Raw genomic sequence first — 13,606 nt, 5'->3', positions numbered from 1 at the left:
TCCGCTCGAGCCCCTTGGCATCGCCGTCCTCGCGAGGGACGCGACGCAATCCAGGGGTGGTGCGCCCGCGTCAGGTTGCGCCACCCCGGGTTGTTTTCCCGCGCCACTTCGCTTCGCTTGTGATGACGGGAGGGACGCAGCAACCCGAAGCGTTCAAACAGGACCTGTATCGGGTACTCCCGACCACGCCAGTCCGCCGTTGCAACGCTCGGCGACGGTGCGCAGGCACACCGGGCAGCCTCCGCGTCGATCAGGACCGGGTATAAAGTCGAGCACAACGGGCGACGGCCGCTTGCCTTTCGGACCGCGCACGACATTTGCTTGATTGAAGCCGAATCTCTTGGCTGAAATCTGGTCCCGACGATGCTTTTAGGAAGAACAATTCTCGCAGCAGTCCTATGGACTGTTCCGGTGTATGGCTGGGCTCAGGCCCTACCTTCGAAGATCAACGATTGTACCTTCCTGACAGATCCGACCGATCTGCGGTACTGCCTCTTCATCGAGCAAGGTGGCAGGCCGGCATTTCCCGTGACAATCTTATCGAATGGTGAAGATCCGTCATCGCTCGGGCCGTATTACAGGCGCGGAGGCTATCATCTGGCCGCTCCGGTCAACGCCGCCCCGGTCGCAAGATCCAAGGTGAGGGTGCGCCTGGGGCTTGCTGAGAGCGCCACGGTACCGCAGCAATTCGACTGGCGCGCATCGGCCGGGCCGGATCGCTACCGCGTTCACATCGAACAGGTTTCCACCTTCGGGACGACGAGGACTTGGCGTTCATCCGATCGCCGCGGCGACGTCTTCATCAGTCAGATCAACGCCCGGTAGTGCACCGGCAACCGACGACCTTGGCTCAGCATCGGATTCTCGATCCCCGGACAAGAGCGCAGACGGCCTGAATGCCATCACCGTCCGCGAGTGCCGCCGCGGGCGACATGGATCCGACATCGCGCGCTCCCGGTCAGGCACGCCCCTCCTGCACGGCATGGCAGGCGACGCCGTCGAGGAGCGCCGGCACCTCGGCGCGGCAGCGCTCGTTCGCCAGCGGGCAGCGCGGGTGGAAGGTGCAGCCCGGAGGCGGGTCGATCGGGTTCGGGATCTCGCCGGAGACCGGCACCCGGGCGCGGCCGACATGGGCGAGGTCGGGCACCGCGTCGAGGAGCATCCGCGTGTACGGATGGCGCGGCCGCGCGAACAGGTCCCTGGCGGAGGCGACTTCCACGAGACGGCCGAGATACATCACGCCCACCCGGGTCGCCATGTGGCGCACCACGGCGAGGTTGTGGGAGATGAACAGGTAGGTCAGCCCCAGCCGGTCCTGCAGATCGCGCATCAGGTTGAGGATCTGCGCCTGCACCGAGACGTCGAGCGCCGAGGTCGGCTCGTCGCCCACCAGGAACTCGGCCTCGCTCGCCAGCGCCCGAGCGATCGCCACCCGCTGGCGCTGGCCGCCGGAGAACTCGTGCGGGTATTTTCTGGCGTCATCCGCGTGGAGACCGACGAGGCCGAGCAGCTCGCTGACCCGGGCGCGGATTGCCCCCTCCCCCTGGATCAGGTCGAAGGCCCGGATCGGCTCGGCGATGATCTTTCCGACCCGCCAGCGCGGGTTCATGGACGCGTAGGGATCCTGGAAAATCATCTGGATGCGGGCGCGCAGGCGCCGCCGGGCGGCAGCCTGGCGCGGGTCGGTCATCGAGACGCCGGTGATCGTGACCTCGCCGGCGGAGGGCGGCAGCAGGCCGACCACCATGCGGGCCACCGTCGACTTGCCGGAGCCGGATTCGCCCACGATCGCGAAGGTCTCGCCCTTCTCGATCGCGAAGCCGACCCGGTCAACCGCGGTGAGGAATTTGCGGGGCTCGCGCTCGATCACCCGGTTGAGCCAGGGTTTGGAGACGTCGAACCGGCGGCGCAGGTCGGTGACCTCGACGTAGGCGCTCACGCCGCGCGCTCCGCTGCATCGTACAGGTGACAGGCGACCCGGCTGGCATCGACCGGGATCGGCTCGGGCCGCTCGACGCGGCACCGCGCGAAGACCTTCGGGCAGCGCGGGTTGAAGGCGCAACCCTTCGGGATGGCGGTGAGCCGCGGCATCGAGCCGGGAATCTGGCTGAGGCGGTCGGCCTCCTGCGACAGGGTCGGGATCGCCCCCATCAGGCCGACCGCGTAGGGGTGGTGGGGCTTGGCGATCACCGAGGCGACCGGGCCGATCTCGGCCACCCGCCCGGCATACATCACCGCCACCCGGTCGGCGGCCTCGGCGATCACCCCCATGTCGTGGGTCACCAGCATCACCGCAGTGCCGTGCTCGCGGCACAGGCGCTTCAGCAGCGTGATGATCTGGGCCTGGACCGAGACGTCCAGCGCCGTGGTCGGCTCGTCGGCGATGATCAGCTCCGGCTCGGCGGCGAGCGCCAGGGCGATCACCACCCGCTGGCGCATGCCGCCGGAGAATTCGTGCGGGTAGCCGTCGATCCGCCGCTCCGGCGCCGGGATGCCGACCTCGGCCAGAAGGTCGATGGCGCGGGTGCGGGCAGCCTTCGCGGAGAGGTCGGTATGGGTGCGCAGGGTCTCGACGATCTGGTCGCCGACGCGGAACAGCGGGTCGAGGGAGGTCAGCGGATCCTGGAAGATCATGCCGATGCGCTTGCCGCGCACCCGCCGCATCGCCTCCGGGGAGAGGTTGTCGATCCGCTCGCCGCGTAAGGAGATCTCGCCGCCGGCGATGCGTCCGGGCCGGTCGATCAGCCCGATCACCGCCGAGCCGGTCACCGACTTGCCGGCCCCGGACTCGCCGACGACGCCTAAAATCTCGCCGCGGCCGATGTCGAACGAGACCCGGTCGATGGCGGTGAGCGGCCCGCGGCGGGTGTCGAAGGCGACCGTCAGGTCGCGCACGGAGAGGATGGTCTCGGTCATTGCAGCTTCGGATTGAGCGCGTCGCGCAGCCAATCCCCCAGGAGGTTGATGGCGATGACGAGCCCGGCGAGCGCCAGCCCCGGGAAGGCGACGATCCACCACTCGCCGGAGAACAGGAACCGGTTGCCGGTGCGGATCAGCGTGCCGAGCGACGGCATGGTCTCGGGCAGGCCGGTGCCGAGGAACGACAGCGTCGCCTCGGTGATGATCGCGAGCGCGAGGTTGATCGTCGCGATCACGAAGACCGGGCCGGTGACGTTCGGCAGGACGTGGCGGACCATGATCACCGGCGGCGACAGGCCGATCAGCCGCGCCGCCTGGACGTAGTCCTTGCCCTTCTCGACCATCACGGAGGAGCGCACGGTCCGGGCGTACTGCACCCAGAAAGACAGGCCGATCGAGACCACGATCAGCCCGATCAGCGGCCCGACATCGAGGGCACTGCCGAAGCTCGCCTTGGCGACGCCGTCCACCACCAGGGCGATCAGGATCGCCGGGAAGGTGAGCTGCACGTCGGCGACCCGCATGATCAGCGTGTCGAGGAAGCCGCCCGCGTAGCCGGCGATCAAGCCGAGCGCGATGCCGAGGATGCCGGAGGTCACCACCCCGAGCACGCCGACGATCAGCGACAGGCGCAGGCCGTACAGCACGGCCGAGAGCACGTCCCGGCCCTGGTCGTCGGTGCCGAGATAGTAGGGCGCCTGCCCGTCCGCCTGCCAGATCGGCGGCAGGTTGGAGTTGATCAGGTCGAGCTGGGCTGGGTCGTAGGGGTTCTGCGGCGCGATCCACGGCGACGCGAAGGCGAGGCCGACCATCAGCACCGTGGCGATCAGCGCCGCCACGGCGGTTTTCGAGCGCAGGAAGTTCGCCAGCAGGTCGGACTCGCGCCAGCGCGCGAGCCGCGAGGGCTTCGCCTCCGGCAGCGGGACCGGCGGGGCGTCGCCCGCGTCGAGGTCGTATCCGCTCATCGCCCGCCCCTCACGCCGCCCGCCCGGCGGGCAGCCGCAGGCGCGGGTCCACCACCGTGTAGAGGATGTCGACCACGAGGTTGATGGTCACGAAGATCAGCGCGACGAGCAGCAGGTACGCCGACATGATCGGGATATCGACGTTCTGCACGGCCTGGACGAAGAGCAGGCCCATGCCGGGCCACTGGAACACCGTCTCGGTGATGATCGAGAAGGCGATCACCGAACCGAGCTGCAGCCCCGCGATGGTGATCACCGGCACCAGCGTGTTCTTCAAGGCGTGGCGCAGGTGGACGGCGCGGGTGGTGAGCCCCCGCGCCCTGGCGAAGCGGACGTAGTCGGTGCGCAGCACCTCCAGCATCTCGGCGCGCACCAGCCGCATGATCAGCGTCATCTGGAACAGGCCGAGCGTCACCGAGGGCAGGTTCAGCGCCTTGAGTCCCGAGGCGGTCAGGAAGCCGGTGGTCCACCAGCCGAGCCGCACCGTGTCGCCGCGCCCGTAGGAGGGCAGCCAGCCGAGCGTCACCGAGAACAGGTAGATCAGCAGGATGCCGATCAGGAAGGTCGGCAGGCTGATCCCGATCAGCGAGACCGCCTGGAACAGCCCGGCGAGCCAGGAGTCGCGGAAGAGCGCGCAGTACACGCCCATCAGGATCCCCACCACCAGGGCGAAGACCGTGGCACAGAAGGCGAGCTCCAGCGTCGCCGGCATGCGCTCGGCGAGCAACTGGGAGACCGGCTGCCGGAACTGGTACGAGATACCGAACTGGCCCCGCACCACGCTGCCGGCGTAGCGGACGAACTGGACCAGCACCGGATCGTCGAGGCCGAGATCCGTCCGGATCTGAGCCCGCTCGGCCACGGTGGTGTCGGGCCCGACGATCTGGTTCACGGGATCGCCCGCGAACCGGAACATCGCGAAGGCGATGAGCCCGACGACCGCGAGGACCGCGGCCGCCTGGATCACCCGGCGCAGGAGGAAGGCGAGCACGCCTCCGACCCTACTGCGGGTCTTTCGACACCCAGTAGAGCAGCAGCAGGTTGTCGGCGCGCTGCGTCAGGTGGACCTTCTTGGAGACGCCCCAGGCCAGAGCCTGCTGGTGCAGCGGGATGTAGCCCCAGTCGGTGTTGAGGACGTCGAACCCCTCCTTGATCAGCGCGTCGCGCTTGGTCTTGTCGGTCTCGGATTCGACCTTGTCGGCGATCTCGTCGATCTTCGGGTCGCAGTAGCCCGCGAGGTTCCAGCTGCCCCGGCCCGACTTGTCGCCGGGCTTCCGGCAGCCGACGATCTCGTAGAGGATGTTGTGGCTGTCCAGCGAGGACGGGGTCCAGCCCAGCAGGTAGAACGAGGTGTCGTAGGCCGGCGCCAGCACCTTGGCGAAGTACTTGGCCTTCGGCTGGGCGTTCAGGTTCACCTTGACGTTGATGCGGGCCAGCATCGAGACCACCGCCTGGCAGATCGCCTCGTCGTTGACGTAGCGGTCGTTCGGGCAATCCATGGTCAGCGAGAACCCGTCCGGGTAGCCCGCCTGGGCCATCAGCTCCTTGGCCTTCTTGAGGTCGGTGGCCGGGCGCTTGAACTCGGCGCCGCGGTCGTAGAGGGCCGGGGCGATCATCAGCGCGGAGGGCACCGCCTGCCCGCGCATGACGCGCTTGGCGATCGTGTCCTCGTCGATGGCGAGGTAGAAGGCCTCGCGCACCTTGATGTCCTTGAACGGGTTCTTGCCCTTGACGCTCGAATCCTTCAGCTCGTCCCGATCCTGGTCCATGCCGAGGAAGATCGTGCGCAGCTCAGGCCCCGCCATCACGGTGGCGGTGCCGCTGGCATTGACCCGCTGCTGGTCCTGCAGCGGCACGGGGTCGATCCAGTCGACCTCGCCGGAGAGCAGCGCGGCGACGCGGGTCGCCGGGTTGGCGATGGTGGTCAGGATCGCCTCGTCGAGGTTCGACTCCACCTTGCCCCAATAGCCGTCGAATTTCTTGAAGACGGTCTTCACGCCGGGCTGGTGCTCGGTGATCACGAACGGGCCGGTCCCGTTCTCGTGCAGCGTGGCGTAGCTCGGGCTGGTGGCGCTGGGGGGCGTCGGCTGGACGACGCCGTTCTTCTCGGACCACGCCTTCGACATGATCACCCAGGTGGGGAACTGGGCGATGGCGATGGGGTTCGGCTTCTTCAGCACCATGTCGACGGTGTAGTCGTCGACCTTCACGAACTCGGCGTCGGCCGGGACGTTGGTGGTGAAGTTCGAGCCCGGGGCCCGGACGCGCTGGGCGGAAAAGAGCACGTCGTCGGCGGTGAACGGCGTGCCGTCGTGGAACTTGACGTTCTTGCGCAGGTGGAAGCGCCAGCGGGTCGGCTCGGGCGTCTCCCAGGATTCCGCGAGGGCCGGCGCGAATTTCAGGTTCTTGTCGAGGGTGACGAGCGACTCGTAGGCCGCCTGCTGCATCCCCTCGGTGAAGCTCTCCTTGAGGGAGTACGGGTCGAGGGATTTGAGGTCACCCTGGAAGGCGAAGCGGAAGACGTTGGCGGCCTGCGCGGGCAGCGCGGCGAACCCGAACGTCGCGACCGCGACCGCGGACACGCCGCGGGCGAGGGTCTTCAGGGCTGAACGGGACAAGCGGATCTCCGAGACCGTGAATGCGCCACCGGCCAGCTACCCCGGCGGTGTCCACCGCGGCGTCAGCAAGCATCGGACCATCTGTATACAAGACGAGGACCGTGCCTGTCGCGGGCGAGTGACATTGGTCGACTTTCAAAGTGCGTTTTCCCCGCCCGATCATGGTTGACGCATCGCGGGATTGACGCGGCGCGACACGCGCACCCCGCCCCCTCTGCGGGCTACGACATTCCGACACCGCTAGCGGGGACGCGCTCTCCTCCCCCTTGTGCGGAGGAGTTGGAGGTGGGGGTGGTTCAGGAGGCACCGTCACGCGCGATCCGGCACCACTTCCACCCCTGACCCCTCCCCACAAGGGGGAGGGGAAAGTGCTATACTTCTTAACGTTTTAGTCTGGGCACACCGCGTACCGGCGATCGCCGCCTCACTCCGCCGCGACCCGCGCCGGCTCGTGCCGCGTCTGTGCCTCCGCCCGCTCGCCCTCGGTCACCGCCTTGCGCCGGAACAGGCGCATGACCACGACGAAGAAGACCGGCACGAAGAACACCGCCAGCACGGTCGCGGTGATCATGCCGCCCATCACGCCGGTGCCGATCGCCTGCTGGCTCTTCGAGGCGGCGCCGGTGGCGATGGCCAGCGGCACCACGCCGAAGATGAATGCGAGCGACGTCATCACGATCGGCCGGAACCGAAGGGTGGCCGCCTCGACCGCGGCCCGCACCACGGAGGTGCCGGGCTTCCAGAGATCCTTGGCGAACTCCACGATCAGGATCGCGTTCTTGGCCGAGAGGCCGATGATCGTGATCAGCCCGATCTTGAAGTACACGTCGTTGGGCATGCCGCGCAGGTACACGGCCGCCACCGCGCCGATGACACCCAGCGGGATCACCAGCATCACCGAGACCGGGATCGCCCAGCTCTCGTAGAGCGCGGCGAGGCACAGGAACACGATCAGCACCGAGAGGGCCAGCAGCAGGCTCGCCTGGCTGCCCGCCTGCTTCTCCTGGTAGGACTGACCCGTCCAGGCGTAGCCGAAGCCCTTCGGCAGCTGCAGCATCAGCCGCTCCATCTCGGCGATGGCGTCGCCCGACGTGTAGCCGGGGTTCGGCTCGCCGGTGAAGCGCACCGACTGGTAGCCGTTGAAGCCGACGATCTGGCTCGGCCCCATGCTCCATTTCAGCTCCGCGAAGGACGACATCGGCACCATCGTGTTGGTGGCGTTCTTCACCGCGTAGTTGAGGATGTCCGAGGCGTTCATGCGCTGGAGCTGCTCGGCCTGCACGTAGACGCGCTGCATCTTGCCCCGGTTGGGGAAGTCGTTCGGGTAAACCGAGCCCAGGTTGAGCTGGATCGTGGCGTTGATGTCCTCGAACTTCACGCCGAGCGCCGCCGCCTTCTCGCGGTCGATGACCAGCTCCGCCTGCGGCGTCGGCGGCAGGCCCTCGATCTTCACCTTCTGGAGGATCGGGCTCTGCGAGGCCAGCTTCAGGAGCTGCTCCTGGGCCGACAGCAGCGCCGCGTAGCCGCGGTTGGCCCGGTCCTGCAGGCGGAACGAGAAGCCCGCCGCATTGCCGAGGTTGTCCACCGGCGGCGGCTCCTGGGCATCGACGGTGGCGTCGCGGTAGCTGGCCAGCGCCGCGTTGGTGCCGGCGACGAGGGCGGCGGCCGAGTTCTTGGCGTCGCGCTCCGACCAGGGCTTAAGCGTGACGAAGGCCTGGCTGGTGCTCGGGGCCTGCCCCGAGAACGAGAAGCCGTTGAGCATCGTCACGGTGGCGACGCCGGGCTGCGCCAGCAGGTGCTCCTCGACCTTGCGCACCGCCTCCTGGGTGCGGTTGTAGGAGGCACCCGGGGGCGTCTGGATGTCGACCGTGAAGAAGCCCTGGTCCTCGACCGGCAGGAAGCCCTCCGGCAGGTTGACGAAGGCGTAGGCCGTGCCCGCCACCAGCGCGACGTAGACCAGCATCACCCGGCCGGACTTCCGGATGAACGCTGCGGTGCCGCGGCCGTAGCGGGCGGTCTCGCGATCGACGATACGGTTGAACATCCCGAACACGCCGCCCTTGGCGTGGCCGTGGCCCTTCTCGATCGGCTTCAGGAAGGTCGCGCACAGCGCCGGCGTCAGCGACAGGGCGAGCAGCGCCGAGAAGGCGATGGAGGTGACCATCGCGATCGAGAACTGCCGGTAGATGATGCCCACCGAGCCGGGGAAGAACGCCATCGGGATGAACACGGCGATCAGCACCAGGGTGATGCCGATGATCGCGCCGGTGATCTGCCCCATGGCCTTCTTGGTGGCCTCCTTCGGCGGCAGCCCCTCCTCGTTCATGATCCGCTCGACGTTCTCCACCACCACGATGGCGTCGTCGACCAGGATGCCGATGGCCAGCACCATGCCGAACATGGTGAGCACGTTCACCGAGAAGCCCGAGATCCACATCACCGTGACCGTGCCCATGAGGGCGATCGGCACCACGATGGTGGGGATCAGGGTGTAGCGGATGTTCTGCAGGAACAGGAACATCACGAGGAAGACCAGCACCACCGCCTCGACCAGCGTGTGCAGCACCTTCTCGATGGAGGCCTCCACCGCCGGGGTGATGTCGTACGGGATGTCCCACTTCAGGTCCGGCGGGAAGAACTGGGACAGCTCCACCATCTTGGCGCGGATCGCCTTGGCAGTCTCGAGCGCGTTGCCGTCGGGGGCGAGCGTCACCGAGATGCCGGCGGCGGGGCCGCCGTTGAGGCGCGTGGAGAACTGGTAGGCGTCGCCGCCGAGCTCGATCCGGGCGACGTCGCGCAGGCGCACGTTCGAGCCATCCGGATTCGCCCGCAGCACGACGGCGCCGAAATCCTCGATCGTACCGAGCTGCCCCTTCACGATGATCGGCACGGTGAGCGACTGCCGGGTCGGGCTCGGCTGCGCGCCGACCGAGCCGGACGCGACCTGGACGTTCTGGTTGCGGATCGCGTCGGTGACGTCCGAGGCGCTGAGCGAGAGGCCGCGCAGCTTGTCGGGATCGACCCAGACGCGCAGCGACCGCTCCGTCGAGTAGAGCGTCGCGCGGCCGACGCCGGGGATGCGGCGGATCTCGTTGATGACGTTGCGGATCAGGAAGTCGCCGAGGCCGACCTCGTCCATCGACCCGTCCTTGGAGACGAGCGTGATGATGTTCAGGGTCGCGGCCGAGGCCTCCTCCACCAGGATGCCCTGCTGGCGCACCTCAGCCGGCAGGCGCGCTTCCACGCGCTTCAGCCGGTTCTGCACCTCGACCGAGGCGAGCGACGGGTCGGTGCCCGGCTGGAAGGTGGCGGTGATGTTGACCGAGCCGAACGAGTCGGTGGTCGACTCGAAGCTCATGATGTTGGCCGCGCCGTTGAGCTCATCCTCGATGAGCCGGGTGGTGCCGATGTAGAGGCTCTCCACCGAGGCGCCGGGATAGGCTGTCGACAGTGCGATGGAGGGGGGCGCGATCACCGGGTACTGCGCCACCGGCAGGTTCGGGATGGCGAGGGCGCCGCCTAGGCAGATGAACAGGGCCACCACCCAGGCGAAGACCGGGCGGTCGATGAAGAAGCGTGCCATGATCGGGCTCTCCCGGGCTCAGCGGCGCGGCTGGACGGCGGCGGCCCGCGGGGCGGCCTCCGCCTTGTCGCCGGGATTCTGCTCGCTCGCAGCGTCGGGGGCCTCGTCCGCATCGTGCTTCGGGCCGGTCTCGCCGTGGACCGGGGTCTGGTCGAGGGGCTTCACCTTGGCGCCCACGGTGATCTTCTGGAAGCCGTCGATCACGACGCGCTCGCCGGCCTTCAGCCCCGAGCGGATCAGCCAGTTCTGTCCGACGACCGGTCCGACCTCGACGGGCTGGCGCATCACGGTCTCGTCGGCGCGCACGATCCAGACCTCGGCGCGGCCGTCGTCGGTGCGCTGGATCGCCTGCTGCGGCACCGCGATGGCGTCGGAGTCGATGCCCTGCTTGATCCGCGCCCGGACGTACATGCCGGGGAAGAGCTCGTCGTGCGGGTTGGGGAACTGCACCCGCAGGGTCACCTGCCCGGTGCTCGGGTCGGCGGTGACGTCCGAGAACAGCAGCCGGCCCGCCAGTGGGTAGAGGGAACCGTCGTCCATGATCAGGTGGACGTTGGCGGTGTTGTCTTCGAGCCGCGCCAGCTCGCCGCTGGCAAGGTCCCGACGCAGGCGGTTCAGCTCGCCCACCGACTGGGTGATGTCGACGTAGATCGGGTCGAGCTGCTGGATCGTGGCGAGCGCCCCCGTGGAGCCGGGCTCGATCAGGGTGCCCTCGGTGAGCAGCGCCCGGCCGATGCGGCCGGTGATCGGCGCGCGCACGTCGGTCCAGCCGAGGTTGAGCTGCGCCCGGTCGCGGGTCGCCTTGGCGCCGGCCACCTCGGCCTCCGCCTGCTTCTTGGCCGCGAAGGCGGCGTCGTACTGGGCCTGGCTGGCGGTGGCGCGGGTGAGCAGCTGCTCCAGCCGGTCGGCCTGCTGGCGGGCGAGCACGAGGGCCGCTTCCTGGCGGGCGAGGGCCGCCTCCGCGCTGGCGAGCTCGACCTCGTAGGGCGCCGGGTCGATCTTGTAGAGGATGTCCCCCTCCTTGACCATGCTGCCCTGCTCGAACAGCCGCTTCACCACGAGCCCGGAGACCCGGGAGCGGACCTCGGCGATGCGCATCGGGGCGACGCGGCCCGGGAGGTCGCGCAGGTACGGGATCGCCTGGGGCTCCACCTTCACGAAGCCCACCTCCGGGACGGGCGGGGTCGGCGCGGCGGCCTGCTTCGGGTTGCAGGCTGCGAGCCCGAGCAGGAGCAGGGCAGCGGGCAGGAGAACGGTCGCGCAGGTCGTCGCGCGGAACGAGGACAGGGTTTGGGCGGACAGAGTGCGGGTCACGGTTACCGACGCTCCTGGGAACATGCGTCTGAAGGCTGGCGCGGAGCAGGGGCCCGCGCATCGTCGAGTCGGATCTCGGGGCCGGTCAAGGGGCCGGCCGCGCGGAGATCGGGACAGGTGCGCCCCCGCCGGCCGTCAGGCCCGGACGCGCGTCAGGCCAGCCGTGGAGGCCGGTGCAACGTCCCGTCCGGCGCGGAGGCCGGCACGGTGTCGGACCTGTGATCGAACGATGCGGCGGCGGTGTGACGGGGCCGCGGCGCGTCGACAGGCGGGCGCGGCAGGCCCAGTTCGGTGAGGATCTCGCAATCGGCGGCGCAGAGATCGGTGCGGCCGAAGGCGGAGCGCTCGGCCTCGGGCTGCGCATTCGGCGCACCCGAAAGCATCGCCAGGCGCGGGCCCGCGATGGCGCAGGCCGGTCCTTCGGCCCGCGCGGATTCGGCGCACGCAGGGGCGGTGACCATCGCGGCCGTCGCGAGGACGAGCAGCGCCAGCACGGCGAGGCCCCGGACGAGGCGGTCCGGCGGGCCCGCGACGCGGCGGACCAGGAGGGCGGCGGATCGGATCACGATCCCGAGATAAGCATGGCCGTCGCCGGGCGCAATCACCCACAGCGTCGCGCCACCCGGCGAGTGTTGCGTACAGCACACAGCTACCCGCGGAAGTGCCCTCCCCCGCGGGCCGGCCTCAACCTCGCCGCGAAGTCCGGGCCGGGTCGCCCGGACGAGCGCGCAGCCTCAGCGAAGGTCTGCGCCACGACCGATGGAGGACGAAGACCATGTCGAGACGGATCGCGATGCTCGGGCTCGCGGGGCTGCTGCTCGGGAGCGCCCCCGCGGCGGCCAACCCGCTGGACAGGGGCCCGATCGCCGACTTCCTCAACATCTTCCGCAGTCAGGCGATCCCGCGGGAGACGGTGGCCTGGACCGGCAAGGAGAGGCCCGGCACCATCGTGGTCTCCACCCGCCAGCGACGGCTCTACTACGTGCTCGGCGGGGGTGCGGCGGTCCGCTACGGCGTCGGAGTCGGCCGGCAGGGCTTCTCGTGGTCCGGCACCAAGACCGTCACCATGAAGAAGGAATGGCCGGATTGGCGCCCGCCGCAGCAGATGCTGGCCCGCCGCCCGGACCTGCCGCGCTACATGGCCGGCGGCCAGGACAATCCGCTGGGCGCGCGCGCCCTCTATCTCGGCTCCTCGCTCTACCGCATCCACGGCTCGAACGAGCCCGAGACGATGGGCGCGGCGGTGTCCTCCGGCTGCATCCGCATGACCAACAAGGACGTGGTCGACCTCTACGACCGCGCCCGGGTCGGCACCAAGGTGGTCGTGCGCGACTGATCGTCGGCGATAGCGCGACCGGCGGGGTTCGCGAGGTCCCCGCCGTCGTGACGAAGGCCCGCGCTCCGGCACCCGCCGGGACGAGGGCGCCGCACCTCCGGCCGTCCGCGGCGGCCCACGCCGATTGCGAACCGGCCGCGGTCCCTGTGCTCTGGCGCGTCCCGGCCGGGATGCGGCGGGCTCGCCCCCCCTGCCCTGTTTCGGCCCGATGCCTTCGGCTAGCATGGCCGCATGAGTCGCCGTGCCGCTTCGCGTCCGTTCCGCCGCCGTGCCGCCGGTCTCGGCCTCGGCGTCGGCCTGCTTCAGGCCTGCCCGGCCGCGGCCCAGGGCCTGCTATGGCCGGGGATCGGGTTCGCGCCGCTGCCCGCCTTCGCGTGGCCCGAGCCGGCCGGGGACGCGTATGGCCGCTGGACCGGCTCCTACGCGCGGCTGTCGACCGGGTATGCCGTGACCACCTCCCGCCGTTTCGGCAGCTACGCGGGCCCCACGCTCGGCTTCGAGGGCGGCCGGATGTGGCAGGAGGGCCCGATCCTCTACGGCATCAGCGGCGGGTTCGACTATCTGGCCGGCCTCGACGGCAACCTGACGCCGGGCTTCGGGCGCCTGGCCTATGCCCGCGACTTCGCCGGCGCCCTGGAGGTGAAGGTCGGGACGCTGCTGACGCCGGACGTGCTGGTCTACGCCAAGGGCGGCGGCGTGGCCCTCCACGAGACCCTGCGCGTCGGGCCGACGCCGTCGACGCTGCCGTTCACCCGCCAGGACATCGCGGTGCGGCCGGTGGCGGGGGTCGGCGTCGAGTGGGCCGTCACGGACCGTCTCTCGCTGGGGGTGGAGGCCGGCGTGGTGGGGGGCGGTATCCGCTGAGGCACCG

11 protein-coding genes are annotated in these 13,606 nt (G+C 69.5%); 3 read left to right on the top strand and 8 right to left on the bottom strand.

Annotated features, from left to right (window positions below):
• Positions 1 to 411: 411 nt before the first annotated feature.
• Complete coding sequence (locus MMSR116_RS09275) at positions 412 to 825, top strand: hypothetical protein (RefSeq protein WP_158168656.1); 414 nt, start codon at positions 412 to 414, stop codon at positions 823 to 825.
• A 133-nt stretch (positions 826 to 958) separates the two neighbouring features.
• Here the strand turns inward: MMSR116_RS09275 and MMSR116_RS09270 are convergent, their stop codons facing one another.
• From MMSR116_RS09270 to MMSR116_RS09235, 8 genes are all read right to left on the bottom strand, one after another.
• Positions 959 to 1,939: an ABC transporter ATP-binding protein gene (locus tag MMSR116_RS09270; RefSeq protein ID WP_010684850.1), complete on the bottom strand. Its 981-nt coding sequence runs from the start codon at positions 1,937 to 1,939 to the stop codon at positions 959 to 961.
• Positions 1,936 to 2,916 (bottom strand): ABC transporter ATP-binding protein, encoded by a 981-nt coding sequence (locus MMSR116_RS09265; RefSeq protein WP_010684849.1) that lies wholly within the window; start codon positions 2,914 to 2,916, stop codon positions 1,936 to 1,938. Before MMSR116_RS09265 ends, MMSR116_RS09270 begins: the two co-directional genes overlap by 4 nt.
• The gene (locus tag MMSR116_RS09260; protein ID WP_010684848.1) at positions 2,913 to 3,884 is read right to left on the bottom strand and encodes an ABC transporter permease; all 972 of its coding nucleotides are present in this window, start codon (positions 3,882 to 3,884) and stop codon (positions 2,913 to 2,915) included. Before MMSR116_RS09260 ends, MMSR116_RS09265 begins: the two co-directional genes overlap by 4 nt.
• Before the next feature lie 10 nt (positions 3,885 to 3,894).
• Positions 3,895 to 4,875, bottom strand: a complete 981-nt coding sequence (locus MMSR116_RS09255; RefSeq protein WP_010684847.1) for an ABC transporter permease — start codon at positions 4,873 to 4,875, stop codon at positions 3,895 to 3,897.
• Positions 4,876 to 4,885: 10 nt separating this feature from the next.
• On the bottom strand, positions 4,886 to 6,502 hold the full coding sequence (locus MMSR116_RS09250; protein WP_010684846.1) for an ABC transporter substrate-binding protein: 1,617 nt from the start codon (positions 6,500 to 6,502) through the stop codon (positions 4,886 to 4,888).
• A 424-nt stretch (positions 6,503 to 6,926) separates the two neighbouring features.
• Positions 6,927 to 10,085 carry a multidrug efflux RND transporter permease subunit gene (locus MMSR116_RS09245; protein WP_010684845.1) on the bottom strand — a complete coding sequence of 1,053 codons (3,159 nt, stop codon included), beginning with the start codon at positions 10,083 to 10,085 and terminating at the stop codon, positions 6,927 to 6,929.
• A gap of 18 nt (positions 10,086 to 10,103) precedes the next feature.
• A complete protein-coding gene (locus tag MMSR116_RS09240) occupies positions 10,104 to 11,399 on the bottom strand; it encodes an efflux RND transporter periplasmic adaptor subunit (RefSeq protein WP_010684844.1) in 1,296 nt (431 codons plus the stop codon).
• Between the two features lie 152 nt (positions 11,400 to 11,551).
• Complete coding sequence (locus MMSR116_RS09235; RefSeq protein ID WP_244625631.1) at positions 11,552 to 12,004, bottom strand: hypothetical protein; 453 nt, start codon at positions 12,002 to 12,004, stop codon at positions 11,552 to 11,554.
• Between the two features lie 170 nt (positions 12,005 to 12,174).
• On the opposite strand from MMSR116_RS09235, the gene MMSR116_RS09230 reads away from it, so the two are divergent.
• Together MMSR116_RS09230 and MMSR116_RS09225 are read left to right on the top strand one after the other, a co-directional pair.
• Positions 12,175 to 12,735 (top strand): L,D-transpeptidase, encoded by a 561-nt coding sequence (locus tag MMSR116_RS09230; protein WP_010684842.1) that lies wholly within the window; start codon positions 12,175 to 12,177, stop codon positions 12,733 to 12,735.
• Between the two features lie 231 nt (positions 12,736 to 12,966).
• Positions 12,967 to 13,599, top strand: coding sequence for an outer membrane protein (locus MMSR116_RS09225; RefSeq protein WP_010684841.1), 633 nt, complete (start codon positions 12,967 to 12,969; stop codon positions 13,597 to 13,599).
• Positions 13,600 to 13,606: the final 7 nt, after the last annotated feature.

This window comes from Methylobacterium mesophilicum SR1.6/6, from assembly GCF_000364445.2.
GTDB lineage: Bacteria > Pseudomonadota > Alphaproteobacteria > Rhizobiales > Beijerinckiaceae > Methylobacterium > Methylobacterium mesophilicum_A.
Note: the sequence above shows the minus strand (reverse complement) of the source record. Positions and strands in the feature narration are given on the sequence as shown.

Coding starts and splice junctions, on each gene's coding strand:
- MMSR116_RS09260 (WP_010684848.1), bottom strand. CDS start 3,884: ATGAGCGGATACGACCTCGACGCGGGCGACGCCCCGCCGGTCCCGCTG.
- MMSR116_RS09230 (WP_010684842.1), top strand. CDS start 12,175: ATGTCGAGACGGATCGCGATGCTCGGGCTCGCGGGGCTGCTGCTCGGG.
- MMSR116_RS09265 (WP_010684849.1), bottom strand. CDS start 2,916: ATGACCGAGACCATCCTCTCCGTGCGCGACCTGACGGTCGCCTTCGAC.
- MMSR116_RS09225 (WP_010684841.1), top strand. CDS start 12,967: ATGAGTCGCCGTGCCGCTTCGCGTCCGTTCCGCCGCCGTGCCGCCGGT.
- MMSR116_RS09245 (WP_010684845.1), bottom strand. CDS start 10,085: ATGGCACGCTTCTTCATCGACCGCCCGGTCTTCGCCTGGGTGGTGGCC.